Source organism: Rhizobacter fulvus, assembly GCF_964020785.1.
The window spans coordinates 3,249,621-3,273,043 of the sequence record NZ_OZ224516.1 but is presented as its reverse complement, the minus strand read 5'-3'; the positions used below and the strand labels follow the sequence as shown (position 1 = coordinate 3,273,043).

Here is a 23,423-nt window from a genome sequence, read left to right as displayed (position 1 = left end):
ACGACGCGCGCGGACGCTGATTTCTCCTGCGTCGCACGGGCACTTGGGTCAGACCGTCAGGCCAGACGGCCGTGACACTGCTTGTACTTCTTGCCGCTGCCGCACGGGCACGGGTCGTTGCGGCCGACCTTCGGCACCTCGTCGGCCAGCGTCGCCGGATCGGCCTCCTGCGAGACGCTGCCGTCCTCGTTCGGGTGGGTGTAGGTGACGTTGCTGATGCGCTCGGCCCGCTCCTCGATCGCCTCTGCAGCCTGCGCGACCTCTTCCTGCGACTGGATGCGCACCGTCATCAGCACGCGGGTCACGTCCATCTTGACGACGTCGAGCAGTTGGGAGAACAGCTCGAAGGCCTCGCGCTTGTATTCCTGCTTCGGGTTCTTCTGCGCGTAGCCGCGCAAGTGGATGCCCTGCCGCAAATAATCCAGCGCAGCCAGGTGCTCGCGCCAGTGGGAGTCGATCGACTGCAGCAGGATCATGCGCATGAAGGGCGTGAACTGCTCGAGGCCGACCCGCTCGACCTTCTCGTCGAACGCGGCATTCGCGGCGGCGACGACCTTCTCGACGATCTCCTCGTCGGTGATGGACGCGCTCTTCTCGACCTCGGCCTTGAGCGGCAACACGACGTGCCACTCGTCGGCCAGCACCTTCTCCAGGCCGGCCAGGTCCCACTGTTCCTCGACGCTGTCGGCCGGCACGAAGGTGCGCACCACATCGGTCATCGTGCTCTCGCGCAGGCTCGCGATCTGCGCGGCCAGACTCTGCGCCTCGAGGATGTCGTTGCGCTGCTGGTAGATCACTTTGCGCTGGTCGTTGCTGACGTCGTCGTACTCGAGCAGCTGCTTGCGCACGTCGAAGTTGCGCGCCTCGACCTTGCGCTGCGCGCTTTCGATGCTGCGCGTGACGATGCCCGCCTCGATCGCCTCGCCATCGGGCATCTTCAGCCGCTCCATGATCGCGCGCACGCGGTCGCCGGCGAAGATGCGCATCAGCGAGTCGTCGAGCGACAGGTAGAAGCGCGAGGAACCCGGGTCGCCCTGGCGGCCGGAGCGGCCGCGCAGCTGGTTGTCGATCCGGCGCGACTCGTGGCGCTCGGTCGCGATGATCCGCAGGCCGCCCTGGGCCTTGACGCTGTCGTGCAGGCCCTGCCACTCCGCGTGCAGCTTGCTCGCGTAGGCCGCCTTGTCGGCCTCGGTGGCGGTCTCGTCGGCGTCGAAGGCCTTGATCTGGTTCTCGACATTGCCGCCGAGCACGATGTCGGTGCCGCGGCCGGCCATGTTGGTCGCGATCGTGATCACGCCCGGACGTCCGGCTTGCGCGACGATCTCGGCCTCGCGCTGATGCTGCTTGGCGTTGAGCACGTTGTGCGGCAGCTTGGCCTGCAGCAGCAGCCCCGAAATCAGCTCCGAGTTCTCGATCGACGTGGTGCCCACCAGCACCGGCTGGCCGCGTTCGTGGCAGTCGCGGATGTCCTTGATCACGGCCTCGAACTTCTCGCGGCTGGTCTTGTAGACCAGGTCGAGTTCGTCCTTGCGGATCGTCGGCTTGTTCGGCGGGATCACCACGGTCTCGAGGCCGTAGATCTCCTGGAATTCGTAGGCCTCGGTATCGGCCGTCCCGGTCATGCCCGACAGCTTGCCGTACATGCGGAAGTAGTTCTGGAACGTGATCGATGCGAGCGTCTGGTTCTCGCTCTGGATCTGCACGCCTTCCTTGGCCTCGACGGCCTGGTGCAGGCCGTCGGACCAGCGCCGGCCGGTCATCAGGCGGCCGGTGAACTCGTCGACGATCACGACCTCGCCGTCCTGCACCACGTAGTGCTGGTCACGGTTGTAGAGGTGCTTGGCCCGCAACGCCGCGTACACGTGGTGCATCAGCGTGATGTTGGCCGGGTCGTACAGGCTCGCGCCCTCGGCCAGCAGGCCAGCCTCGCCGAGGATGCGCTCGGCGTTCTCGTGGCCGTCCTCGGTCAGGAACACCTGGTGGCTCTTCTCGTCGACCGTGAAGTCGCCCGGTTCGATCACGCCCTCGCCGGTGCGCAAGTCGAGCTCGCCGATCTGCTTCTTGAGTTGCGGGACGACGGCGTTGATGCGCACGTACATCTCGGTGTGGTCTTCGGCCTGACCGCTGATGATCAGCGGCGTGCGGGCCTCGTCGATCAGGATCGAGTCGACCTCGTCGACGATCGCGTACGACAGCCCGCGCGCGACACGGTCGGCCACGTCCTGCACCATGTTGTCGCGCAGATAGTCGAAGCCGAATTCGTTGTTGGTGCCGTAGGTCACGTCGGCCGCGTAGGCGGCCTGCTTCTCCTCGCGGCTCATCTGCGGCGTGTTCACGCCGACGGTCAGGCCGAGGAAGGTATACAGGCGCCCCATCCACTCGGCATCGCGGCGCGCGAGGTAGTCGTTGACGGTGACGACATGGACGCCCTGGCCGGTGATGGCGTTCAGATAGACCGGCAGTGTCGCCATCAGCGTCTTGCCCTCGCCGGTGCGCATTTCGGCGATCTTGCCGTTGTGCAGCGTCATGCCGCCGATCAACTGCACGTCGAAGTGGCGCATCTTGAGCACCCGCTTGCCGCCTTCGCGCACCACGGCGAATGCCTCGGGCAGCATCTTGTCGAGCGACTCGCCGGCCTTGAAGCGCTGCCGGAATTCGTCGGTCTTGGCGACGAGGGCGGCATCGTCGAGTGCCTCGAACTGCGACTCCAGTGCGTTGACCTGGGCCACGACCTGCCGGTACTGCTTCAGCAGGCGGTCATTGCGGCTACCGAAAATCGAGGTGAGGAGCTTGGGCAACATGCGGCGTCTGGGTTGGGAACGGGGCAGCGAGGCCGCTGGCGCGGGCCGCGGAACGCGTGGCGCCGCTCCGCTGCGGAGATCCGCTGAAAGTTCAGGCTAGGTGCGGTCGACCGGGCGCCAAACAAGGTTTCGCCGGCGCGGCGGAGCAGCCAAAGCTGTGAATTTTAACATTCAGCCCGCGGCCGACCGGGGGCCGATCAGCGCCGCGGGCGGGAGGACTTGGCGGCGGCCGCGAGCGGCGCGTCGCCGCCGGCGAGGAACCTGGCGGGATTCTGCGGCACGCCATCGACCAGCACCTCGAAGTGCAGGTGCGGCCCGGTGGAGCGTCCCGACGTGCCGACCTCGGAGATTACCTGCCCGCGCTTGACCAGGTCGCCAGCGCGCACCAGCACCCGCGAGTTGTGGGCGTACCGGGTCACCAGGCCATTGCCGTGGTCGAGCTCGACCAGCTGGCCGTACTCGGGATGCTGCTCGCTCGATAGCACGACGCCGCCGGCCGCGGCACGCACTGGCGTGCCGATGTCGCTCGGGAAGTCGAGCCCGGTGTGCAGCGCCGCGCGGCCGGTGAACGGGTCGGCACGGAATCCGAACCCGGAGCCGACGAGGCCGTCGACCGGGCGGCTGTTGGGGATCATCAGCGCGGTCAGCCGCGATTCCAGCAGACGGGATTCCAGCAGCGTGAAGACATCGGTACGCTGGTCGGCCTCGATGCTGACGGCGTCGAGCGCGTCGCCGAGTTGCTCGAGCGATGGCGCCACGCCGGCGGCCAGCGGCACGAACGGACCACCCTGCCCACCGGCGCGCGGAACCGACTTGAGTTCCTCCGGCTTGACGCCGACAGCGGTCGAGACGCGGTCACCCATGGCCTCGAGCCGGATCAGCTTGGCCTGGACCTCGCCGACCTTCTGCGCCATCGCGTCGAGGTTCTCGCGCATGAAGCGGTCGCGCTGCGCGAATTCGTCGCGCACCACGAACCGCACCAACTGGCTGACGACCGGCCAGCCTTCGCGCGCGGCCTTCAGGAAGACCAAGTTGTAGACCGTGCCGGACAACAGCGTCAGGCCGACGACCAGACCGAGCAGCGCGGCGCCGAGTTGCCAGCGGTTGAAGCGCAGCACGCGCGTGCGGGCCAGGCTGCCATGGGTGATCAGAATCTGCATCGCTACACTCCCTCGGGTGAACCCCAAGCATTCCTCGCGACCGCCGCCGGTCACACCCGATGCGCTGCGCATCGAGCAGGCACTGGCCCAAAGCGCGCCGCTCGCCCGCCTGCAACTGCTGATGCGCGACTCCAACGCCCGATTCGAGGCGATCCGCGCCGGCATGCCGTCCGCGCTCGCCGCGCACGTCCGGCCGGGCCCGGTCGACGAGAACGGCTGGTCGCTGCTGGCCGCCAATGCGGCGGTGGCCGCGAAGCTGCGGCAGTTGCAACCGCGCCTCGAAGACCTGCTGCGCGAGCGGGGGTGGGAGGTTAGCGCAATCCGGGTGAAGGTTCAATCGACATGACCGGCCGGTGCCGGCGCCACGCGCTGATCGCCGCGGCGCTGGCGCTCGGCCTGTCGGCGACGCCGACGCTGCGGGCGCAGGACGCGGGCACCTGGGAGTTCGACCCCCCGGCAGACACCTTCGATCCCGCCGCGCTGCTCGACTTGCGCCGCCTGAACGAACCGTTGGCCGGCGCGACCGGCTTCGTGCGGGTGGGACCGGACGGCAGCTTCGTGCGCGGCGACGGGCAACCGATCCGCTTCTGGGCCGTCAACACCGACACCGGCCACGGCCCGTTCGTCGCCAGGCCTCTCGGGCCGAAGACCGCGCCGGACCTGTCGCGCCATGCGCGCTTTCTCGCCAAGCGCGGCGTCAACATGGTGCGCCTGCACCGGCAGATCAGCCCCGACCTCGCCGCGCACCCGACTGCCGCGATCACGGACATCGACGAGGCCGAGCGCGACAGCATCTGGCGCACCGTCGCCGCGATGCGCCGCGAGGGGATCTACGCGACGATCTCCCCCTATTGGGCCGCGCGGATGAAGTTCGCGAAGACCTGGGACATCGCCGGCGGCGCCGGGCAGGCCGCGTGGGGCCTGCTGTTCTTCGACGAGACCTTGCAGACGGCCTACCGCACCTGGCTGAAGAAGCTGCTGACCGAAAAGAATCCGTACACCGGCGTGGCGCTGGCGCAGGACCCGAGCGTCGCGCTGATCCAGCTGCAGAACGAGGACAGCCTGCTGTTCTGGACCGTCGACTCGATCCAGGGCGCGCAACGCCAGGCACTGGAGACGCGCTTCGCACAGTTCGCGGCCGGGCGCCACGGCTCGCCCGAGAAGGCGCTCGCGGCCTGGGCGGGCGAGCGCGCACCGGGCGACGCGCCGGAAGCGAACCGCCTCGCGCTGCTGCCGATGTGGCAGCTCACGCAGGCGCCGCCCCGCGGCGGACGCGCCGCGCGGCTGGCCGACCAGACCGAGTTCTACGCCCGCACGATGCAGGCGTTCAACGCGCGCACCGTCGACTACCTGAAGCGCGAACTCGGCGTGCGGCCGCTGATCAACGCCGGCAACTGGCGCACGGCGAGCAACGCGCGGCTGGGCGACGCCGAACGCTGGTCGTACACCGCCGGCGATGTCGACGCCACCAACGTCTACACCGGCGGCCTGCACGAAGGTCCGTCCAACGGCTGGGCGGTCCTGAACGGCGACCGGTTCACGCGCGAGAGCGTGTTGCGCGATCCGGCCGCGTTGCCGATCAACCTGCGCCAGACGCAAGGGCGATCGATGCTCGTGACCGAAGGCGGCTGGGTCGCGCCGAACGGCTACGGCGCAGAAGGGCCGTTCCTGATCGCGGCGTATGCGTCGCTGACCGGCATCGGCGGCTACTACTGGTTCAGCACCGGCGAGGAAGGCTTCGCCCCGCCGCGATCGGCCAACGGCTACCTGCCGTCGCTGCAGAAATGGTCGTTCGCCGAGCCCGATGTGCTCGGCAGCTTCCCGGCTGCCGCGCTGGCGTACCGCAACGGCTACCTGAAGCGCGCCGCGCCGGTCGTCGCCGAGGGCCGGCCGCTCGACGACCTGTGGAAGCGCCAGGTGCCGGCCGTCGTCGAGGCCAACGCCTTCGATCCGAACCGCGATGCGACCCGCACGACGTCAGGCGGGTACGCCGGCGCGGTCCCGCCCACGACGTTCCTCGCCGGCCCGGTCACGGTCGCGTTCGGTACCGATCGCGCCGCCACCTCGACCACCGGGCTGGCGGGGCGCGCTGCGGCGGGCATCATCCGGGCGTCCTCAGGGCAGATCGTGATGGACGCGGCGCGCGGGGTGTGCACCGTCGACGCACCGATGGTGCAAGGTGTCGCCGCCCACTTCGCGGGCGCGCCGGTGCACCAGCTGAGCGACGTGCGCTTCGCGTCGACGAATGCCTTCGGCGCCGCGCTGGCGGTCACTCTCGACGGGTTGCCGCTGGCACGATCGCAGCAGGTCCTGGTGCAGTACGCGACGCAGAGCCGGCCGACCGGGTGGGCTCAGGTGCCGGTGCAGATCGCGCTCAAGGGCGCTGCGGCCGTCGCCGGCTGGGAGGTGAAATCGTTCGGCACGGCGCCGTGGCGGGTCGAGAACGCGCAGCTCGACGTGACGATCCGCAACCCGGCGCTGACCCGCGCCACCGCGCTCGACATGAACGGCATGCCGGTCGCCGCCGTGGCGCTCAAACGCAATGAGGCGCAGGTGGAGTTCCGCTTTCCGGTCGGGACGATGTACGTGGTGTTGCGCTGAGGGCGCATGGTGCCGGCTGTCGGGATCGAACTGACGACCTTCCGCTTACAAGGCGGTCCGCATGGTATCCAGAACGATCCAGCAGCGTTTGCAAGACCCTCACTCACCGGGCTACAGTGTCCAATAATGTCTTTGACCGCCCGCTAATGTCCGGCTATAGTGGTATCCGAAGTGGTATCCGGACGGGGCTCACATGGTTCGCGCGACACGTTGGACAGAAGAAAAAGTAAAGGCGCTAAAGCTTCCGGAGGGCAAGGCTGAACAGCGGGTGCTCGTCGAGCCTGGCCTGTACCTGTACCTCCGCGCTCGCTCGACAGGCGAAATTGCCAAGCAATGGCAGTTCCGAGCCCAGGTCGACGGGGTGCGGCGTTGGCTGTCCCTCGGTTCGTTTCCAGCAGTGGGGCTCGCTAAAGCCCATGCCGAATTGCTGACACACCGGGTAGCCCACGAGTCAGCCAAGAAAGGCGAGGCCGACCACCCCGTAACCGCCGCCCGGTTCGCCCGCAAAGCCGCTCGAGCGGAGCCGACGGTTGCTGAAGTCTTTGCCGAATGGCTCGACGACAAGCGCATGGGCAGCCCTCGCAAAGGTGGCGAGCCAGTGCGCGAGCGCACCATTCAAGTGCTGGTAGAGAACTTCAACGCGGACATCCGCGACCGCATCGGCGACGGGAAGATCGCCAAGCTGAGTCGCGAGGGAGTTCAAGCCTGCATCGATGCGCCCCGGAAGCGCTCTGCGCCGGGTGCTGCCGCTCATGTGTTCCGAACACTCAAGGGCCTGACGAACTTCGCGATCAAGCGCGGGTACATCGAGGGCGCCGATCCCATGCGGGGCATAGAGAATCCCCGCCCCTACCGCCCTGCCCCGGTGAATGCGGCGAGCGACGCCGAGGTACTGACCCTGCTGCGCGCGGTGGAGGACTCCAAGCTGTGGGAGGCGACCAAGCTGGCGATTGACTTCCAGCTTCTGACTGGCGCCAGGCCGACCGAGGTCCGCCTCCTGACGTGGGACGAAATCAGCGAGAAGCGGTCGCTTTGGACGATCCCGAAGGAGCGCTTCAAGTCCGGGCGCGAGCACCGGGTGCACCTGTCGCAGCAGGCGCTAGCCGTTTTGGAGCGCGCCAAGGTCATCAAGGGCTCGAGCCCATTCGTCTTTCCGGGCTCCAACGCCAACGAGAAGAAGACGGCCGGCGCCATGGAGAAGATGGCGATAGCCCGGGCTCTGTCGAGGATCGCCAAGCGCACCGAGGAAGACGGCGGCAAGAAGCTGAGCCCTCATGATTTGCGCCGCACCTTCCGCACCATGCTGTCCCGCATCGGGGTGGCCCCTCACGTCGCCGAGCTCTGCCTCGGGCACATCGAGAAGGAGACGATGCGGCGCGTGTATGACGGTCACGACTACACGTCCGAGATGATCGACGCCTGGGATAAAGCCGGCGCACACATCGCGGCCCTGCGCCGCGGCAGTGCGCAGGTCATTCCCATCATGAAGGGCCGCGCATGACTCGCTCTCTGCCGAAATCTGCAAGCCGATTCAGCCGGGCACAAGCAATTCACGAGGCTGCACACGCAGTCGCGCGGGTCTACGTCGGCGCGGAGATTGGGTCGGCCACCGTCACCACCGACGGCGGCGGATTTGTGCGCGGTACCGGTGAACCATGGAAGTGCAGATGGTCTGGTCAACACGCGGGATGGGCGTATTTGCTGGTGCTCTTTGCCGGAGGCTACGCGGAAGCTCGCGTCAGCAAAAGGGCGGCCGCTACCGTCTTTCTCACCAACGCCAAAGACGACGCCCAAGAGGCGCAGCAGTCTCTTGAGATGCTTGTCGCTCAGGCTTTCGCCTCGGATCAAAACGCAGCTTGGCTTCGCGCAGAAGCGGACACGCGCGAGTTTTTGAAAGGGCATTGGCCGGCCATTGAGCGCGTTGCGGACGCGCTGCAGGCAGACGGCCACGTCAGCGCGTCGGAACTCGTGAATCTTGTTGAACTGGCGCCTCAGCAGTCCTGAGGCAAATAGCGAGGCCCCGAAGTGGTAGCGCACGACGAGGCCTCTGACCACAACGCACCCCCATGAAAGGAACGTGCACCATGGCTACCCAGACTTTAGGGCATACCCCGAAGCCAATCCGAATCGATACGACCTGGATGAACAAGGACGCCGCGCGCGTTTCTGCGGCGCAGGCCGCGCGCTTGGCCCACTACAACCAGCGGAAGGCACGCCCGTCTAACCGGAATATCGGCCCCGGCCCCACATTCACGCGCCTGCGGTTTCACGCCTATTTCCTGTGTACTGACATCGAACTTGAGCCTGGGACGCTCGTCAATGGAACGCCGGTCCCGGCCGGCTCACGACTGGTCAACTATCCTCTCGCACGGCCGATCACATCGCGGCGCCATGCGAAGAAGAGTCTCGCGAAGATTCGCCATCGCGTTCCCGGTGCTTATGTTGTCGAGTCCCGGCGCGCGGTGCCGAATGCGAAGGCGAACTGCCCAGTTCGTCTGCTCCTGTCCTGCGAGCAGAGCCAGGGGGTGCGTCATGCGTAAAGCCACTGGACCTACCCGTCGCGCATCGCAGGAACTGCCGGTGCCTGTTCACGCTGGTCGCAAGGAGTTGTTGATGCTCATGACCGAGCAGAGCAGCGGAAAGGGCGGAATATCTACGTACTACTCCGGGAGTCGTGCTCAATTCGTACTGGCCGGGATACCGAACGATCTGTTTCCGACCACCAAAAAGGCGACAGCTTTTCGCCTGAACCCGGGAGACAGTTGTTGGTTCGGGGGCGACGTACCGGCGTTCTTGATGCGCACCGAGCTTGGCTACGACCTAGAGATTCAGTGGGGCTACAAGGGGCCGTACAAGTGCGCCCACCCGGCATTGCAGGCGCTGGCGCACGCGATGAGCGCGAGACTTCGCGAGCTGACATTTGCTGCCGACTTCTACTCGCGCCGAGACGTGCCGCTCGAGAAACTCGCAGCCGCGCGGCCGCACTTTGACTACATCACGAACACACCGGTGGTGTTCGGCGACGAGTTCCACAAAAGTCTGACGATCGGCCGCCTGAGTTCGTCGATGTGGCACGACATTCTGTCCGGCGAGATCCTGCCGGACAAAGCCCCGTCGACGCCGGCTAGTGATGCGCAGGCGGACCAGGGGTTCCAGAAGCTGATGCGCTCGATATCGGACAGCTAGCGCACTTTTCGCCGCGCCTAGCTCTCGGCTGATCCCCGAGGGTGACAACCGGGTTCCCTTGCCCGGCTGGCGCGGCACCTCTCCCAAGGACGCAGAAGGGCTATGCGATGAAGGGACTCGACTACTGGCGTCTTGCGGATGACTTGACCATTCCGGAGGCCGCTGCCCTGATAGTCGGAGTTGACCCAGGGTCCATGATCGTCAACCCACGAAACACCAACGACGTGTCGTTTCGAGAGGTGCTGGACGGACCGATCGCCGGACCAACTACGACAACGCCTAGAGAGTACGCGGCAGCACTGCAAGCACTAAAGCGGGCGGTACTAACTGGCCGCTTGGAGGTGATCGTCATGCGAGACGCCTGGCAACGACTGCTCGGCGAGGTTGAAGGCGACGACGAGCGGCTCCCCAAGTCCATTCGCGTTGTGGAGCGCGACCACGGCTTGGACCCGCGCTACCGAGCTCGCAAACTGCAACCGAACAGCGCAGAAATCATTACGTTGTTGGAGCCACACTGGGGCAGCACCATTGTCGGCGTGCAAGAAGTGCGACGTTGGCTCAACGAGCGCGGCATGAAACCCTCGTTCTTCTTTCCAACGGACACATCCGTTCCTGAGTATCTTGACCCTTGTAGCCCGCGGTACTCCTCGAGGCTCGCTGCGGCCGTGCACGCCTGGATCGCCGTCGGCGAACCGAAGGGACAGTCACCAAAGAAGGCGCTCTTGGACTGGCTACGCAAAAACCGGAGTGCCTATGCCGATCTAAACCATCCTAACGGTGAAGTGAACAACGCCGGGATCGAAGAGTGCGCCAAGGTGGCCAATTGGAAGCCTGATGGTGGAGTGCCGAGGACGCCAGGCTGACCGGCACCCACCCCTCAAACCCGCGCCGGCATTAGGTTTGCCGAGTTCGGCAAGTTCATTAGGGGTCGACTTTTCTGAACTCGACCTCCTAGTCTGTTTAGGCGTCGTCCGCTGAAATCCGTTCCATGTCCTCGGCTGTCCGAGGGCGTCCAACCAAGGAAGGCGACGTATGGAACGGCATCTCAGATCCCCTCTCGATATTCTCCGACCCCCTGCGGTCACTGGCGCATCGGGCCAGAGCAGGAGCACCCTTTACGCCAATGTGGCCCAGAGACTATGGACCCGACCGGTCAAGCTCGGCCCGCGAGCTGTCGGGTGGCCGGCCGGCGAAGTGGAGGCCTTGAACGCCGCACGCATCGCAGGCAAGACCGACGCCGAAATTCGGTCGCTCGTGTGCAGTCTCGAAGATGCGCGTAAGGCGGGGTTCTGACTCATGGCCGCCCCTTCGCCGGCGCTCGCACGAGCGCAAGACAACACGTCCACAAATGATGAAGCCCCGAGTACGGCAAATACTCGAGGCCTCGAAGTCCAACAAACGCACCTCGATTCTGACAGCCCGGCCGACAAGGTCAAGAGGCTGGCAACGCTGACCGCAAAGCTCGCACTTTCCGGCTATGCGCTCACGCAACTAGCCGACGGCCCGTATCTGGTAAGCCGATGGGACCGCACTCGGGAACTGCCGTCACTCTCCGAAGTTGATGCTTTCCTCGTGCAGATCGGCGGTGCCGCATGACACCCATCGCCGTGTATGAAGCCATTCGCCAGACCACCGGCGCGGCGCCGCAGGACATCAAGCCCCAAGGCCTGACCCGGTTTGCGACATCGAGCCGTCCGAGCAACCGTGACGGTTGGGTCCGCGTCCTTCCGGGTGGCATCGTGCGATTCGGATGCTGGCGCCAGGGCGTCTCTGGCTGGTGGCGGGACGGCGCTGCTGATCGAGCAGCTAGGCCGCCGCGCGACGAGGCCGCCGAGCGCGCAGCCGCGGCAGAACAAGAACGCCAGCGCCGTCGTGCCGCGCGTGCCAACGCGGCAATCTTCGACTCTGCGGAGCCACTCAGCCGCAACTCGCCCGTTGGCCGGTACCTCGTCAACCGCGGCCTCGGAAAGCTCGGCGCATGCCCTAAAGCACTCCGCATGACCACCCTGCCCTACTTCGCAGACGGCAAGGAGGTAGCTCGCTACGCGGCGATGGTCGGCGCAGTCACCGATCCGGCCGGCAAGTTGGTCGCGCTGCATCGAACCTACGTGAGCGCGGACGGGACGAAGGCCCCCGTGGGTCAGCCGAAGAAGCTCAGTCGCACGAGCGGCTTGATCGGCGGCGCCTCAATCAAACTCTTTGCTCCGACCTTGATCGACGGCACGTCCGTGCTGGGCGTGGCCGAAGGCATCGAAACCGCCCTGGCCTGCTACCTGGGATCGGGCATCCCGACCTGGTCGTGCATGAATGCTGGCGGCGTTCGGTCGTTCGAGTGGCCGGCAAGCTTGCAGTCACTCGTCGTGTTCAGCGACAACGACGCGAAGGGTGTCGGCCAAGCGGCAGCGCACGATCTTGCTGGGCGAGCCGCTGCAGCCGGGCTCGAGGTGCGCGTCCTGATCCCGGACGAGGTCGGAACTGACTGGCTTGACGCCTACGTCGCAGGGGGTTCGCAATGAGTGCCCGCTTGCAACATGCCTTGCAGGAGCCGATCGCCGATGGCTGGCCCGACGACGCGCTGCCGCTCACCGCGAAGCTGGATCCGCCACAACCGTTTCCGATGGATGCACTGCCCGCGGTGTTGGGCGACTACGGTCGAGTCATCCAGCGATGCACGCAAGCGCCCGATGCAATCGTCGGCAGTAGCCTCCTTGCTGCGGCGAGCTTGGCGGTGCAGCCCTTCGCCAACGTCATGCTGCCTCATGGCTCTATATCGCCGTTGAGTCTCTTCATCGTGAGTGTTGCCGAGTCGGGGGAACGAAAGTCTGCGGTCGACCGGCTCGTTCTTCATGCTCACTCGTCGTTCGAAAAGTTGAAGTCGGACGAGCACCGCGAAGCTGAGGAGCGACGCAGCAAGCTGTCGAAGGCAGACAAGGAAACCACGAGCATCCCCCGGGCGGCGGTGTTTCTGGCCTCTGACCCGACCGTCGAGGGCCTGTGCAAGTTGCTCGAGGCCGGCCTGCCAAGCATCGGCGTATTCAGTGCGGAAGGCGGACGATTTCTTGGCGGACACGGCATGTCCGACGAGTCAGCCCTCCGGACTGCGGCCGGCCTCAGCTTGTTCTGGGATGGCGCACCGGTCGATCGGGTGCGGTCGGGAGACGGGTCGTCGAAGTTGTTCGGCCGGCGGGTCTGCCTGCATCTCATGGCACAGCCTCGGGCGACGTTCGCCTGGCTGAGCAATCCCGTTCTGCGCGATCAAGGGCTGTTCTCCCGTTGCCTGGTTGCGTACCCAGACAGCACCGCCGGCACGCGGATGTTCCGGAATGAGCGGGCCGACGAAGCGCCAGCATCAGCAGCCTACGTGTCGCGCATGACTGAGTTGCTCGAAGGCCAGTGGCCGATCAACGAGTTCCATGAGTTGGACCCGAAGTGCCTGGGCATCGCCGACTCGGCGAGGCGGCATTGGATTGAGATTCACGACCAGATTGAGCGAAGCATTCCCGCCGACCTCAAGCCGGTGCGTGCGCTTGCCTCTAAGGGTGCGGAGCACTTGGCGCGCATCGCGGGCGTGTTCACGCTGATCGAAGACTCAAACGCGACGCGGGTGAGCGAAGAAGCCATGCAACGCGCCGCCAAGCTGATCGAGTTCTATCTAGACGAGGCGCTGCGCTTGGCCGGAGTGCAGCCGCTGCACGAGAAATCAGAGTCGGCTTCCCTGTTGTGGTCGTGGCTCGTCGCGCATGGCAAGCGGCACGTCACGCTGCCTGAGTTAGTGCAATACGGACCGAAGAAGTTGCGCAAGGCGGACACGATGCGCAGCACCATTGATGTACTTCGCGACCACTACATGGTCCGCAAGGTGCCCGAGGGGCTGGTTGAGTTCGACGGCAGAGCGCGCAAAGAAGCATGGGAGGTGCGGCTGTGACCTTCAGGCTTCGCATCCCCGGTCGAGACGACATCGAGCCCGCGCCCCCTGCTAAACCGGCTAATCTGCTAATCGACTCTTCCGCCCTGAGCGAGCCTCAGGTTAGCGGATTAGCAGGATTAGCCGACCCGGCGGCGAACGACGATGCGCAGGAGGACGGCTGGGCGGAGGGCGACCCGTCCCTCGACTTGGATGGCACTGAGGCAGTCGAGTGGGACGACGCCGCGGGGCCGGCGCCGTGGACGTCCGTTGAAGCGGCTACGCTGCAACGACGGAAGGCGCGAATTGCGTGGCTCGGTCACGGTGCGATCGCTAGCCGCTTGGCAGAGATGCTGCTGCAGCGCGACAGAGATGAAGATGACCGCCGGCTTTGCGTGGAGTGCGCCCACATCGGACCTGGGTGGCGATGTGCTCGTCGCGAGGCGGTCCTTGCAGACCAGCTTCAGCGGTGCCCTGCATTTGCGTCCCCAACGGGATGACCGCTGTGGTGGTGGCGCGCTATGGAGTCCGGTCGGTTCCCGCCTTTCTGGGGAAAGGCAGAACCGCCGCGCCTGGCCCCGATGGCGGCGGAGGCGCAGGGGCAACCGCCGGCTCTGCCTCCTTCCACGGAGGGTTCCCAGCGCCTTTTGCTGAACCAGGCGAAGTCCTTTCCTTCTCGTTCACCCGATCTCGCGCGAGGCGATCGGCCGCAAGCATTGGGGCGCACTGACGTTGTCTGTGCGTGCCGTTGAGGTGTCGCTCAAGGCCCAATGGGATCGAGTAGCCGCGCGAATAGGGGCCGGAGGAACCTTCGCCGCAAAGCGGACAGTAGGCACGCACGGTGCCCGGGAAGTCGCCCATCTGCTCACCGGGGCGCTTGTCCGAAAGGTCGATGACCTTCCGTGTCAACCAGTGGAGCCAGTCGAACAGGTCTTTGCGCGTAGACACCTGATAGTGAGTCGTGAGCAGGCTACGGGCGTTCTCGGGCATCAATTCGATGATGGCCGTCCGGGCGAACCAGAGCTCGTCCTCCAGCCTTCGAATTTTTGCGTCGCGGTCGTCGGGTGAGGTTGAACGGTAACGTGGCATCGTCAGACCCCCTGTGCGGAAGGATACGCCCACACCCATGGCGCTCGACGTGACCGAAGGCGTCTGCCTCGTCCGGGGCAATCAAACCCCCTCAATCTGAGGAAGTGCAGAGCAAGGGGGTGGAACTCCTTAGTCTGTTTGAGAAACTATGTTTGACAAACAGACCTAGGTGCCGCATGCTCTTGTCATCCGAACTCTCATGGAGAACGCCATGATTTCCGAAGACGAAGAACTGGGCTTGGCGCGCCGGGCATATGCGGCCTACTTCAAGGCCGGCAACAACGTCCAGCCATCTCAGCGTTTGAGCGGCGTAAAGAAGGCTGGCAGCCTGAAGTACGTCGTTCTGCGCGACAGTGAAAACGTGTTGGCCGTCTACCGTGTCCGCAATGACGGCGTCTTGAAGGGCCTGAAGCGCTGGCCCGCAGAGCTCCTCACCTGACCCCCGGAGCGATGTCGGACCAATCTCGAGACGCCTGGATGTTGGCCTTCATCGACGAGGCCAATGCGCTGCTGCCCGAGCCGCTGCCGAAGAACTTCGCCTGGACGCTGGCGCTGAGCCGCTGGGTCGCGAACACGGAACGCTCGCCGGCCACGGTCGCGTTGGAATGGTTCAAGGCCCGTCCGCAGCCCCCGAAAAGGGCCGGATGATGTTCGTCGATGTCGTCCCGATGCGCCACCGCGGCGAGAAGCTCTCGCAGACCATCCTCGCGATGACCGACGCGGTGCACGGCGATCTGACGATCGTGGCGGTTCCCTGGCGCCCGCTGTGGGCTCCGAACGAGAAGCCGCAGCCCACGCGGCTCGCCAAGCTGCAGAAGCCAGGCGCGAAGCCTGACGAGACGCTGCTGCCGCCGCTGCGCGACGCACGGATCGAGCGGATGAAGGGGAACGACTTCGTCGTGTTCGGCACTGAGGATCTCGGGTCGCTGTCGAAGCCGGAGTCGTTCCCGCAGTCCTGGTGGTGCCGGCTCATCGCCGCAGAGCAGACCGACGTGCCGGGGAATGGGCTGCGCCTGTAAACGCGAAGCCCGGGCGTCGCATCACCGCGCTGACTGACGCCTCGATGTTCTCAGCAGCCCGCCGGAAAAATCGACAGGGGGACGCGGGTCCGGAACACTGCAGTGCTTCCGCGGCTGGCTTGAAAGCCCGCCCCTCGAACAATCTGACACAGGTGTAACGCGCGTGGCCAATGATTCCGGTCAAGTGCGCACGATTGCGCGCCGATACACCCATCACTGGCTCTCAGCTATCGGCCTCGCAGTCAGAGAACTAACCCCTTCCAAGGAAATTATGAAACTCCAAGCCAACTTATACGCACTTTCAGCGCTCATCGTCGCGCTACATGCCGCTCTTGAAGCTCCACCGTCGAGCCCGCCGGCAGAACACGCGCTCTGTGACACTCACAACCGCGCGGCACCGGGTTGCCGGCACGACGAGCACGACGGCGAGCCGGCGGAGCCGCGCGGGCCATCTTTGCGCGGGCCAGCCGCAGCGTTCGGCGCCACCGGTCCGACTGGGCCGGTGAACACGGTCATCAACGTGGCGACCGGCTCGATCGGCGTCGCGGGTCTTCCGCCCGGCGCCCTCACCTGAGGGCTCTTTCCGCTCGGCCGCTCTTGCCGACACCTAGAATCAGCACATGCTGAAGCGCTTCGGCCACTGGATCATCTTCATCGCCCTGGTGCTCCAACTGGTGTCGTGCGTCTTCTTCGGGCGGTCCAACATGCCCGAGGTTCCGTTCTAGTCGACCGGCACGATTGACCGCGCCATTTGGTTGCGCCGGTCCTGCAGCGTGCGGATCAAGGTCCGCTTCTCGTCGCCCGGGCGGTCGCTCTAACTCTTGGGCCTCTTTTTGTCCGGCGACGGGAACATCTCATCGAACAGCTCCCCCGGGACAGCGGTCTCGACCTCCTCTACGTCTGTCCCGCTCAGTAGGTCGAACGACGAGACAAGCCAGCCACCGTTCGTTGACACCTCGGGCAAGTCGGTCTGGGATAGGCGCTCGGGTTGAGGTGGCGCCTCGGGGTCTACCCATTCGCCAAACGGAGCGCGCTCGCTTATGCGCCAGACCATTCTCTTTGGCCTGGACGGCAGCCCATGAGCAGACTTGAACGTGGCCACGATTGATAAGCAGCAGCACTGGTCTCTTGTGACAGGACCGTTCGATGCTACGACCAGGCAGCGAAGACTTAAAGGCTCGCGCTGCACTATCGACCCGGGAAGACTACTGACGCGGCTCACGACTCAGCCTGTTCAGGGTACAGGTCAGCCATGACGGAGGGGTCCAACTGCCTAGATCCGATGATCTGTACCGGCTCTCGCTCAGGGTGTGCCGCCCGGCACCACCAAGCCTGAGGGAACGTCTTGAAGACACGTTCCGTCATTCCCTCTTCCTCGATGCCAAAGAGAATGAAGCTGTCGCCACTCATCCGAGTTAGACGGACGTGGTCCAAGGCCGGCAGCAGCATCTCGAAGCGCTTGTCATCTGCCAGCACCGCAATGAATACCACCTCCTTGCCCGGGCCGAGCCGCGACCTGACGGTCAGTTCGCCAATGACGCGCTGAGCCGCCTTGATGGCCTCCCGGGGCAGCTTCTCGCCCTTTAGCCGTAACCGAACGACTTCTACCCTCATAGCTCCCTTCAGAGGGCCGCTGGAGGGGGCAGGATAGGCGTTAGCCAGGCGTCAACGGCGCGGGCCGGTTCGAGGCTGGACAGGTGCTCGTCCTTCCACAGTTCAGCGGCCACGTCCTCAAGCTGTCCGGGGTTGATCGAGCGCCAGCGGTAGTGCAGGCGGTGGGCGGCAATCGCAATCCACTCGGGCGGAGTTAGGTGATGGTCCATGATCGTCTCCGGTTGAAGACGGACTACTGTACATAACCACAGTGCCACGAGCGATTGAGTTTCGCAATCAATTTCTGGTCATTGATCGTGTGTCTGGCAGTGTGTCGGACGGCGCCTTCAGCGTGAGGCGCGCTTCTCTGTCGCGCCCGCCTGCGACCGGGGCGGAATATCCGATCAGCGCCACTTGCGCGTCGATAGGAGCCTCCCATGTCCGATGACCAGACAAACGCTAGCGGTCAAGATCGCAAGCGCATCAACGTCAACCAAGACTACGAACTGAGGGACTGGTCGAAGAAGTTCGGAGTCACGCCCGACCGATTGAAAGAAGCGGTAGCCGCAGTCGGCGATCGAGCCGAGAAGGTTGAGGCATACCTTAAGGGCGGGCGCTGAGATGCTTGCCTGCACGGATTGCGGCACTAACTATCAAGAAGCAACCGGATGGGCGCCAGGCGTATGCGGTCAGTGCCTTGCCGACCAGATCGAAGCGAGCCTGATGCTTCAGTTGCTGGGGCCTCGTAAACCTGCGAAGCGCGCGGATGAATTGCGCGAAGACGCGGTCGTCGAGCCGGTGCCAGGGCGGCGCACAGCGTGAGCGCGATGCAGAAGATTCCGAAGGACGAGTGGATGCCGCGCTTCGCCAAGAAGCTGAGGGAACTGCTGCCGGAGGTGTCTGGCAACGAAGCGATGGAGTTAGCCCTAGCCGAGGCGACGTACCCCGAAGCAGAGGATCTGACGCCCGAAGAGGCAGTAGAAATCTATCTGCTTGAAGAACCGCCCGCGGACGTCGGGCACCCGGCACAGAACGGTCGATGAGGGGCGTGCGCGATACATGAGCGCGGACAAGGACCTTTGGGTAACTGAGTTCGTTAAAGAACTCGTCCTCCGCGCACATCCGCCAATGCCGAAGAAGTCCGCAATGAAGGCTGCGCTGAACCTGTGGCCGTACCGGAGCACTCAGGCACCTGAGAGGTCAGCGCGCGATTGGGCAGCCTCGCGTCGAATCCGATAGTCAATCATCTGGGAAACGAAGGAACACGATGCTGCTCGTCCTAATTGGCTTGGTGCTGGTCGCGCTAAAGGCCACCGCGATTGGCCCCTTTGCTGAGTGCCCTTGGTGGCTTGCAGTCGCCCCATTGGTGCTTGCAGTCTTGTGGTGGAGGTTCTCCGACGCGACAGGGCTTGATAAGCGCCGCGAGATGAAGCGGATGGAGGAGAGAAAAGCTGAGCGTCGCCGCAGCGCCTTGACCGCGACAGGCCAGAGCCCCGAAGCCGAACGGGCCTTGGCCGCTCGACAGCGTGAAATCGATCGTGTGGAAGGCCGACGCGCAAAGGACCGGCAAAAAAATCGTGACTCCATACTGGGGAGCCGGTTAGACAGCGAGCAGCCTGAGGTAACGAAACCAGGCGCGAAGTCGCCGGATTAGCGTTTTGCCGCAACGGTGCGTGGCTTCCGTCGGCGACCTGCCGGGCCTGGGGATGGACCGGGCCCCTGTCCAAGACGCCTCGGTTTTTTGCGGTCAGAAGGGCATCTGACGTACCGAGGGGATGCGTCGTCAGCCAACGTTGTGAGTTCTAGACGATGCGTCTTGTGCCGTTTGAGCTGAAGTTCGAGCAGGTGGAAGAGACCTTCTGGCATTGGGAGACCGTCCTCATAGTCTTGCCATCGTTCGGGCGACACAAAGATGAGAGACGCCGCCTGGGCTTGGTTCATGCTGGTCTCTTCACGTATCGTCCTGATGGTTTCAGGTTTCGGATTCCTGTGGGTCCGCGGGGGCCACAACCGAATCGGGCTCGCGTTCTTTGCCATCAAAGCTAACCGAACGTCGTCCCACTTGAGCAGCATCGGCACGACGCCCTGGTCAGAGCCTCGGATGCAAGCAGCCAGCCCAATATCTGAATCAGCGCCTGCGGCCCTGTAGTCCACTATCGTCGACTGAATGGAGGATCGCGCTCGGTCTACGTGTTCCGCGGCCAGATTTCGAAGAGCCATGTGCACCTCTCCCAAGCCCTGCACGCTTCGCCGCGCGACTCGGCGAACGTCAATTTTCTCTGGTTGCTTTTCCAGAACGTGAGCCTTGAAGCCCGCGTCTAACGCGAGGATGGCGCGGTTCCCGTAAAGCCTCACCGCCTCAACCCACCCGTTCGCATCTTCCTTAGACGCATCGCCGCTTTCAAACCCGTGGATCGCATTAGCTTTGTGCTGCACATAGTTTCTCAATTCGTACATGAACTGATAGTCGAAGCTTCGGTCGTACAGCTTGGACAGTTCCGCCTTCGCAGCCTTGCCGAAACTGGGCTCGAGCCCGAGGCACTTGAAGTCTTGAACGACTTGGTCGGCGTAGCTACGCATGGCGGTCAGCAAGTTCACGACGTGTCGATTGGCCGTCTCGATATTTCGAGACAAGTCGGAGTATTCGTACTGCGGCTCGGTCGTGGCGCGCAGGCCAATCTCGGTCAGGGCCTGCTCCAGCGATAAGAAGTTTCCCAGGAGAAGCTCGTAGCGCTGTTCGAAGTACAAAGCCTCGGACAAGACTTCTCGGGCCTGTGCAAGTTCCTTGTACCGCTCCTCCGGGATGCTCAACTGCAGGTGCGGTCCTAGGACGCGCTGTTCGAGGATGTACTCGGAAGTCATTTGGCGCCTTGCCCACGGGTGTTACGGCTCGCCCGCCATTGCCAAGGGGAGATGACGCCCTCGTCGCTCCACAGGCCCACATACTCGCGCCTAGCCAGCACCTCCATCGCCTGAATCTGCGGGTCGCTAAGGTAGCGTGTGTATGCCCAGGCCATCCCTGATCGAACCATCGCTGCGTTGGCGTCGGCGCCTTCGCAAATCACACGAGCCACAGTTCGCCCGTACCGGTCGCGAGCCGTCGGTCGAATCTCCGCGTTCCTGCGAAAACACAGGTCCGACAGGTGCCGCTTGCTGCGCTTACCAAATGGCTGACCCTTTTCAGGCGCATCGATCTCGGCAAGGCGAACCGTTAGAGCTTGCTGCCCTTGGTCTGTCTTGCATCTGACCTTCAAGGTGTCGCCATCAGAAATGCCGATCACTACGCAGAGCAATGTAGGCAAAAGCATCGGGCAGACTAGAGGAACCAGTTGTAGAAAAAGAAACCTGCGAGGAAAACCACTCCGAAGAACAGGCCCAGAAACGTGACGATCATGACGCGGCTTCGCTCCCGCCGGTCTGTCTTGTCCATTCTCGTAGCACCGTACCTGGGAAAGGCAGCCAAGACTGAAAGGCAGGCTAGCCCCGATGCCGCGAGGCTAGACAGAAGACACAAAACGGCAAACCCGATCATCCATTGCATGCGCGGCGCAACGAACACCTTCTCAACAAACGCGACGACTACCAGGAGGATTGCTGTGTCGAGCGTCGAGATGTGCTTCAGAACATCAAGCTGCGCCTTGTGCTGATCGATGATGCTGGAGTGCAGCTCCGCCTCGGTGAACTCACCAGGCTGGGTGTCCGGCGGGGTTCTGGCCCTCTTCACGGCGAAGCTAGTACCTTCGCCTTCTCGGCGTCGAATTCCTGCTGCGTGATGACGCGATCATCCAGCAACTTCTTCAGATTCGTGAGACGTGTGAACTTGGGGTCCACTCCCGGAGCAGAAGCAGTGGTCGAAGCGGGCTTGGCTACGCAAGCGAACACAATCTCCACTCGCGGGAAGTTGCCCAGGACGTGCGGCGGCACGGAGGTTCGCTCTCGGAGCGGCTGCCCCACTTTTCCCTTGCGATCGCAAAACTCGGTCATCCGCTGTTCGGCGTCATCCCGCACTGTCTGCAGCGACACGAACCCTGTACCACCCTGCCGGAATACACGGTACTCCTCACCGCCGCCTCTGTCGGTGGTGATTACCGCCTCTTCCCCTGAGTAGACCGCGCCGTCGAACATTGACTTGCTCGATACCACAGGCTGAATCGTTGGGCTTCCCGCACAAGCGAAGAGCAGGGCCGCCAAGGGCAATAGGAATGTCGTGCTGAGTCGCATCTGACGAGACTACTACGCTGCACGGCCACATTGGCCAGTCGTTCAAGGGATGGTGTACGGACACCACAGCCCCCGTTGCGATGTGATGAGTCAGCCGCCGATGCCTTGCCCGGCAGCGACTGCTTCCCAGCTTTCTTTTTTAGCCGGGTCGCCGCCCTTAAACCGGTAGCGTCCACTGGAGCTGTTGACCACATGGCCCACTGGCGGTTGGGACGGCATCACGGGCTGCCCGGTCATCATGTCCACGATGTAACCCGGCTTCTTGATTGGCGTCTGAAAGCCATTGATCATCACGATGTCCTGCCCACCATCGACGTGCATATAGCGCGGGCGGGACGCGTCGGCGGACTTCACTTGGGCGGCCCCATTGATGTTCGCAACGTTCTCTGCGGCAGTCCCGCGCAGCGCGGCAATGCCCAATGCGTTCTTGTCAGAAGCGGCATGCGTGAGAGCGCCGATGTCCTGGCCGCGCATCACCACCGAGTTGCCCATTCGCTCACGGGCGAGGTCCGTGCGGTCCTTGGCGCTGGCGCGGATGGTCTGGCCCAAGTTGCTGATGTCCGCGATCCCCTGTTGGGTGGTGCCTTGGTCCTGAGTGCCGGCGAGTTGGCCGTAGGCGCTCCGCGCTGTCGCCCGCTCGCGGGTCGAGCTCCCGAGTCGAGCAGCGCTCTCCAAACGGTCAAGCGGGTTCTGCCGCGCAAGGCGAGCATTTCGCTCCTCGGTCGCGCTATCTTTGAAACCACCTAGGCCAGGCGTCGCGTCGTTGACGTTCGCAACTGATGCGCGCAGTGCGGTTAGGTCGCGGTCTGACGCAGCGCCTCGCGCAACGGCGGCTGCGTCTGTCCCAACGGTCGATACTCCGTAGCCCGACTTCGATCCGGACGCCGAGCCGTCGGTAAAGCTGTTCCCGTCGCGCGTGTAGATATCGGCGATGCCACCAGCGAGTGCCGGCGGCGGGTTCACGAAACCCCGCCCAGCGCCGGCCCTGCTGTCTCCCGCAGGAATCGGCTTAGGCGGCGGCGCGGCGATGCCCTGTGACGCCGGCTTGAAGCGTAATTGCTCAGCGCGATCACTGGAGAGTTGGTTGTCGCCGTCGGTGACGAAGTTGAACGCCCTATTAGCAGCGTCAGGTGCGAAGTAGCCCGCGGCCCCGCCCGCGATTCCGAGTAGAGGGGATACGACTGGTGCGAGGGGACCCGTCAGGCCACCAATCGCAGCACCAGTAAGTGCGCCGATACCAGCGCCGCCGATGCGTCCCGCACCCTCTGCCACGCGACCAATCTGATCGATGCCGGTCATGCCGGGCGTGAGGATGTCCCGGCCCGCCAACAATCCCTCAGCGCCGACGGTCAGAGGTAGATTCGACTTGCCTGCGAGCTTCACTGCGCCAGCCGCCGCTTTGCCGACTGCGCTCATGGGACCGCTGAGGTTGCGCGATGGGATTGCGCTATTGAGCGCTGAGCGACTGGTGTCGACGGCAGAACCGATGGCTCCCCGTGCGGCAGCGAGGCGGGATGGTTGTGCCCCGACAGGCGAGGGAGGTGCCGCAATGCCTTGAGGCGGAGCAGCAATCGATGCGGCAGCCGGAGAACCAACGAACTCGGGCGGAACGTAGCCCGGAGCCATGGGACGAACGCCAAGGCCAGGGATGCCGCCGGGCGACGGCGCTGCGCGCCCATATGCCGTGCGCGGATCAGCGATTGGCTTGGCTGTTCCGAGCTCGGTCGCCTGGCCGACGGGAAGCATCGGACCCTTAGTCGCTGGGACCGGACCCGCAATGCTCTGTACCGAACCAGGCGGTCGGCGCGCCGCTAGCGGCTTCTGACCGAGTGCAGTACGCGGGTCACGA

The 23,423-nt window shown here is 64.4% G+C and carries 26 protein-coding genes; 17 read left to right on the top strand and 9 right to left on the bottom strand.

Features of this window, described 5'->3' with window-relative positions; translation table 11 throughout:
- Positions 1–56: 56 nt before the first annotated feature.
- Positions 57–2,801, bottom strand: a complete 2,745-nt coding sequence (gene secA / locus ACWH49_RS15695; RefSeq protein ID WP_448172295.1) for a preprotein translocase subunit SecA — start codon at positions 2,799–2,801, stop codon at positions 57–59.
- A 197-nt stretch (positions 2,802–2,998) separates the two neighbouring features.
- The gene (locus tag ACWH49_RS15690; RefSeq protein ID WP_448172294.1) at positions 2,999–3,961 is read right to left on the bottom strand and encodes a M23 family metallopeptidase; all 963 of its coding nucleotides are present in this window, start codon (positions 3,959–3,961) and stop codon (positions 2,999–3,001) included.
- On the opposite strand from ACWH49_RS15690, the gene ACWH49_RS15685 reads away from it, so the two are divergent.
- The 14 genes from ACWH49_RS15685 to ACWH49_RS15620 all read left to right on the top strand — a co-directional run bounded on the left by ACWH49_RS15685 (position 3,945) and on the right by ACWH49_RS15620 (position 15,760).
- Entirely contained in the window at positions 3,945–4,307 is a 363-nt protein-coding gene (locus tag ACWH49_RS15685) for a DciA family protein (protein ID WP_448172293.1), read from the top strand. The two genes, ACWH49_RS15690 and ACWH49_RS15685, sit on opposite strands and share 17 nt — an antisense overlap.
- Positions 4,304–6,562, top strand: coding sequence for a hypothetical protein (locus ACWH49_RS15680; protein WP_448172292.1), 2,259 nt, complete (start codon positions 4,304–4,306; stop codon positions 6,560–6,562). Before ACWH49_RS15685 ends, ACWH49_RS15680 begins: the two co-directional genes overlap by 4 nt.
- A gap of 193 nt (positions 6,563–6,755) precedes the next feature.
- Positions 6,756–8,063: a tyrosine-type recombinase/integrase gene (locus ACWH49_RS15675; RefSeq protein WP_448172291.1), complete on the top strand. Its 1,308-nt coding sequence runs from the start codon at positions 6,756–6,758 to the stop codon at positions 8,061–8,063.
- The gene (locus ACWH49_RS15670; RefSeq protein WP_448172290.1) at positions 8,060–8,566 is read left to right on the top strand and encodes a hypothetical protein; all 507 of its coding nucleotides are present in this window, start codon (positions 8,060–8,062) and stop codon (positions 8,564–8,566) included. Before ACWH49_RS15675 ends, ACWH49_RS15670 begins: the two co-directional genes overlap by 4 nt.
- 80 nt (positions 8,567–8,646) lie before the next feature.
- Positions 8,647–9,102 (top strand): hypothetical protein, encoded by a 456-nt coding sequence (locus ACWH49_RS15665; protein ID WP_448172289.1) that lies wholly within the window; start codon positions 8,647–8,649, stop codon positions 9,100–9,102.
- 73 nt (positions 9,103–9,175) lie between these two features.
- Positions 9,176–9,748 (top strand): hypothetical protein, encoded by a 573-nt coding sequence (locus tag ACWH49_RS15660; protein WP_448172288.1) that lies wholly within the window; start codon positions 9,176–9,178, stop codon positions 9,746–9,748.
- Positions 9,749–9,855: 107 nt separating this feature from the next.
- Positions 9,856–10,611 carry a hypothetical protein gene (locus ACWH49_RS15655; protein ID WP_448172287.1) on the top strand — a complete coding sequence of 252 codons (756 nt, stop codon included), beginning with the start codon at positions 9,856–9,858 and terminating at the stop codon, positions 10,609–10,611.
- A 169-nt stretch (positions 10,612–10,780) separates the two neighbouring features.
- Positions 10,781–11,041, top strand: a complete 261-nt coding sequence (locus tag ACWH49_RS15650) for a helix-turn-helix transcriptional regulator (RefSeq protein ID WP_448172286.1) — start codon at positions 10,781–10,783, stop codon at positions 11,039–11,041.
- 3 nt (positions 11,042–11,044) lie between these two features.
- On the top strand, positions 11,045–11,344 hold the full coding sequence (locus ACWH49_RS15645) for a hypothetical protein (protein WP_448172285.1): 300 nt from the start codon (positions 11,045–11,047) through the stop codon (positions 11,342–11,344).
- Positions 11,341–12,264, top strand: a complete 924-nt coding sequence (locus ACWH49_RS15640) for a DUF7146 domain-containing protein (protein WP_448172284.1) — start codon at positions 11,341–11,343, stop codon at positions 12,262–12,264. The genes ACWH49_RS15645 and ACWH49_RS15640 overlap by 4 nt, the downstream gene beginning before the upstream one ends.
- A gap of 8 nt (positions 12,265–12,272) precedes the next feature.
- A complete protein-coding gene (locus ACWH49_RS15635) occupies positions 12,273–13,673 on the top strand; it encodes a YfjI family protein (protein ID WP_448172283.1) in 1,401 nt (466 codons plus the stop codon).
- Between the two features lie 1,279 nt (positions 13,674–14,952).
- Entirely contained in the window at positions 14,953–15,180 is a 228-nt protein-coding gene (locus tag ACWH49_RS15630) for a hypothetical protein (RefSeq protein ID WP_448172282.1), read from the top strand.
- 38 nt (positions 15,181–15,218) lie between these two features.
- On the top strand, positions 15,219–15,389 hold the full coding sequence (locus ACWH49_RS15625; RefSeq protein ID WP_448172281.1) for a hypothetical protein: 171 nt from the start codon (positions 15,219–15,221) through the stop codon (positions 15,387–15,389).
- Positions 15,389–15,760 carry a hypothetical protein gene (locus ACWH49_RS15620; protein WP_448172280.1) on the top strand — a complete coding sequence of 124 codons (372 nt, stop codon included), beginning with the start codon at positions 15,389–15,391 and terminating at the stop codon, positions 15,758–15,760. Before ACWH49_RS15625 ends, ACWH49_RS15620 begins: the two co-directional genes overlap by 1 nt.
- Positions 15,761–16,978: 1,218 nt before the next feature.
- Here the strand turns inward: ACWH49_RS15620 and ACWH49_RS15615 are convergent.
- A complete protein-coding gene (locus ACWH49_RS15615; RefSeq protein ID WP_448172279.1) occupies positions 16,979–17,374 on the bottom strand; it encodes a hypothetical protein in 396 nt (131 codons plus the stop codon).
- A gap of 8 nt (positions 17,375–17,382) precedes the next feature.
- Positions 17,383–17,583: a hypothetical protein gene (locus ACWH49_RS15610; protein ID WP_448172278.1), complete on the bottom strand. Its 201-nt coding sequence runs from the start codon at positions 17,581–17,583 to the stop codon at positions 17,383–17,385.
- A 207-nt stretch (positions 17,584–17,790) separates the two neighbouring features.
- Between ACWH49_RS15610 and ACWH49_RS15605 the strand changes: the two genes are divergently transcribed.
- The 3 genes from ACWH49_RS15605 (at position 17,791) to ACWH49_RS15595 (ending at position 19,007) form a co-directional block, all read left to right on the top strand.
- Positions 17,791–17,973 (top strand): DUF3606 domain-containing protein, encoded by a 183-nt coding sequence (locus ACWH49_RS15605; RefSeq protein WP_448172277.1) that lies wholly within the window; start codon positions 17,791–17,793, stop codon positions 17,971–17,973.
- 198 nt (positions 17,974–18,171) lie between these two features.
- Complete coding sequence (locus ACWH49_RS15600; protein ID WP_448172276.1) at positions 18,172–18,396, top strand: hypothetical protein; 225 nt, start codon at positions 18,172–18,174, stop codon at positions 18,394–18,396.
- A 224-nt stretch (positions 18,397–18,620) separates the two neighbouring features.
- Positions 18,621–19,007: a TIGR04438 family Trp-rich protein gene (locus ACWH49_RS15595; RefSeq protein WP_448172275.1), complete on the top strand. Its 387-nt coding sequence runs from the start codon at positions 18,621–18,623 to the stop codon at positions 19,005–19,007.
- Here the strand turns inward: ACWH49_RS15595 and ACWH49_RS15590 are convergent.
- The 5 genes from ACWH49_RS15590 to ACWH49_RS15570 all read right to left on the bottom strand — a co-directional run bounded on the left by ACWH49_RS15590 (position 19,004) and on the right by ACWH49_RS15570 (position 22,990).
- Positions 19,004–20,215: a hypothetical protein gene (locus ACWH49_RS15590; protein WP_448172274.1), complete on the bottom strand. Its 1,212-nt coding sequence runs from the start codon at positions 20,213–20,215 to the stop codon at positions 19,004–19,006. The two genes, ACWH49_RS15595 and ACWH49_RS15590, sit on opposite strands and share 4 nt — an antisense overlap.
- Positions 20,212–20,661, bottom strand: coding sequence for a thermonuclease family protein (locus ACWH49_RS15585; protein ID WP_448172273.1), 450 nt, complete (start codon positions 20,659–20,661; stop codon positions 20,212–20,214). Before ACWH49_RS15585 ends, ACWH49_RS15590 begins: the two co-directional genes overlap by 4 nt.
- 8 nt (positions 20,662–20,669) lie before the next feature.
- On the bottom strand, positions 20,670–21,077 hold the full coding sequence (locus ACWH49_RS15580) for a hypothetical protein (protein WP_448172272.1): 408 nt from the start codon (positions 21,075–21,077) through the stop codon (positions 20,670–20,672).
- On the bottom strand, positions 21,074–21,478 hold the full coding sequence (locus ACWH49_RS15575; RefSeq protein WP_448172271.1) for an SHOCT domain-containing protein: 405 nt from the start codon (positions 21,476–21,478) through the stop codon (positions 21,074–21,076). The genes ACWH49_RS15580 and ACWH49_RS15575 overlap by 4 nt, the downstream gene beginning before the upstream one ends.
- 186 nt (positions 21,479–21,664) lie before the next feature.
- The gene (locus ACWH49_RS15570) at positions 21,665–22,990 is read right to left on the bottom strand and encodes a hypothetical protein (RefSeq protein WP_448172270.1); all 1,326 of its coding nucleotides are present in this window, start codon (positions 22,988–22,990) and stop codon (positions 21,665–21,667) included.
- Between the last annotated feature and the right edge of the window lie 433 nt (positions 22,991–23,423).

Bases quoted from the DNA above. Each gene is read 5' to 3' on its own strand.
- ACWH49_RS15605 (WP_448172277.1), top strand. From the start codon at position 17,791: ATGTCCGATGACCAGACAAACGCTAGCGGTCAAGATCGCAAGCGCATC.
- ACWH49_RS15615 (WP_448172279.1), bottom strand. From the start codon at position 17,374: ATGAGGGTAGAAGTCGTTCGGTTACGGCTAAAGGGCGAGAAGCTGCCC.
- ACWH49_RS15645 (WP_448172285.1), top strand. From the start codon at position 11,045: ATGGCCGCCCCTTCGCCGGCGCTCGCACGAGCGCAAGACAACACGTCC.
- ACWH49_RS15620 (WP_448172280.1), top strand. From the start codon at position 15,389: ATGTTCGTCGATGTCGTCCCGATGCGCCACCGCGGCGAGAAGCTCTCG.
- ACWH49_RS15680 (WP_448172292.1), top strand. From the start codon at position 4,304: ATGACCGGCCGGTGCCGGCGCCACGCGCTGATCGCCGCGGCGCTGGCG.
- ACWH49_RS15610 (WP_448172278.1), bottom strand. From the start codon at position 17,583: ATGGACCATCACCTAACTCCGCCCGAGTGGATTGCGATTGCCGCCCAC.
- secA (WP_448172295.1), bottom strand. From the start codon at position 2,801: ATGTTGCCCAAGCTCCTCACCTCGATTTTCGGTAGCCGCAATGACCGC.
- ACWH49_RS15570 (WP_448172270.1), bottom strand. From the start codon at position 22,990: ATGAGCGCAGTCGGCAAAGCGGCGGCTGGCGCAGTGAAGCTCGCAGGC.
- ACWH49_RS15655 (WP_448172287.1), top strand. From the start codon at position 9,856: ATGAAGGGACTCGACTACTGGCGTCTTGCGGATGACTTGACCATTCCG.
- ACWH49_RS15590 (WP_448172274.1), bottom strand. From the start codon at position 20,215: ATGACTTCCGAGTACATCCTCGAACAGCGCGTCCTAGGACCGCACCTG.
- ACWH49_RS15625 (WP_448172281.1), top strand. From the start codon at position 15,219: ATGTTGGCCTTCATCGACGAGGCCAATGCGCTGCTGCCCGAGCCGCTG.
- ACWH49_RS15690 (WP_448172294.1), bottom strand. From the start codon at position 3,961: ATGCAGATTCTGATCACCCATGGCAGCCTGGCCCGCACGCGCGTGCTG.
- ACWH49_RS15670 (WP_448172290.1), top strand. From the start codon at position 8,060: ATGACTCGCTCTCTGCCGAAATCTGCAAGCCGATTCAGCCGGGCACAA.
- ACWH49_RS15660 (WP_448172288.1), top strand. From the start codon at position 9,176: ATGCTCATGACCGAGCAGAGCAGCGGAAAGGGCGGAATATCTACGTAC.
- ACWH49_RS15650 (WP_448172286.1), top strand. From the start codon at position 10,781: ATGGAACGGCATCTCAGATCCCCTCTCGATATTCTCCGACCCCCTGCG.
- ACWH49_RS15595 (WP_448172275.1), top strand. From the start codon at position 18,621: ATGCTGCTCGTCCTAATTGGCTTGGTGCTGGTCGCGCTAAAGGCCACC.
- ACWH49_RS15575 (WP_448172271.1), bottom strand. From the start codon at position 21,478: ATGTTCGACGGCGCGGTCTACTCAGGGGAAGAGGCGGTAATCACCACC.
- ACWH49_RS15675 (WP_448172291.1), top strand. From the start codon at position 6,756: ATGGTTCGCGCGACACGTTGGACAGAAGAAAAAGTAAAGGCGCTAAAG.
- ACWH49_RS15665 (WP_448172289.1), top strand. From the start codon at position 8,647: ATGGCTACCCAGACTTTAGGGCATACCCCGAAGCCAATCCGAATCGAT.
- ACWH49_RS15640 (WP_448172284.1), top strand. From the start codon at position 11,341: ATGACACCCATCGCCGTGTATGAAGCCATTCGCCAGACCACCGGCGCG.
- ACWH49_RS15585 (WP_448172273.1), bottom strand. From the start codon at position 20,661: ATGCTTTTGCCTACATTGCTCTGCGTAGTGATCGGCATTTCTGATGGC.
- ACWH49_RS15630 (WP_448172282.1), top strand. From the start codon at position 14,953: ATGATTTCCGAAGACGAAGAACTGGGCTTGGCGCGCCGGGCATATGCG.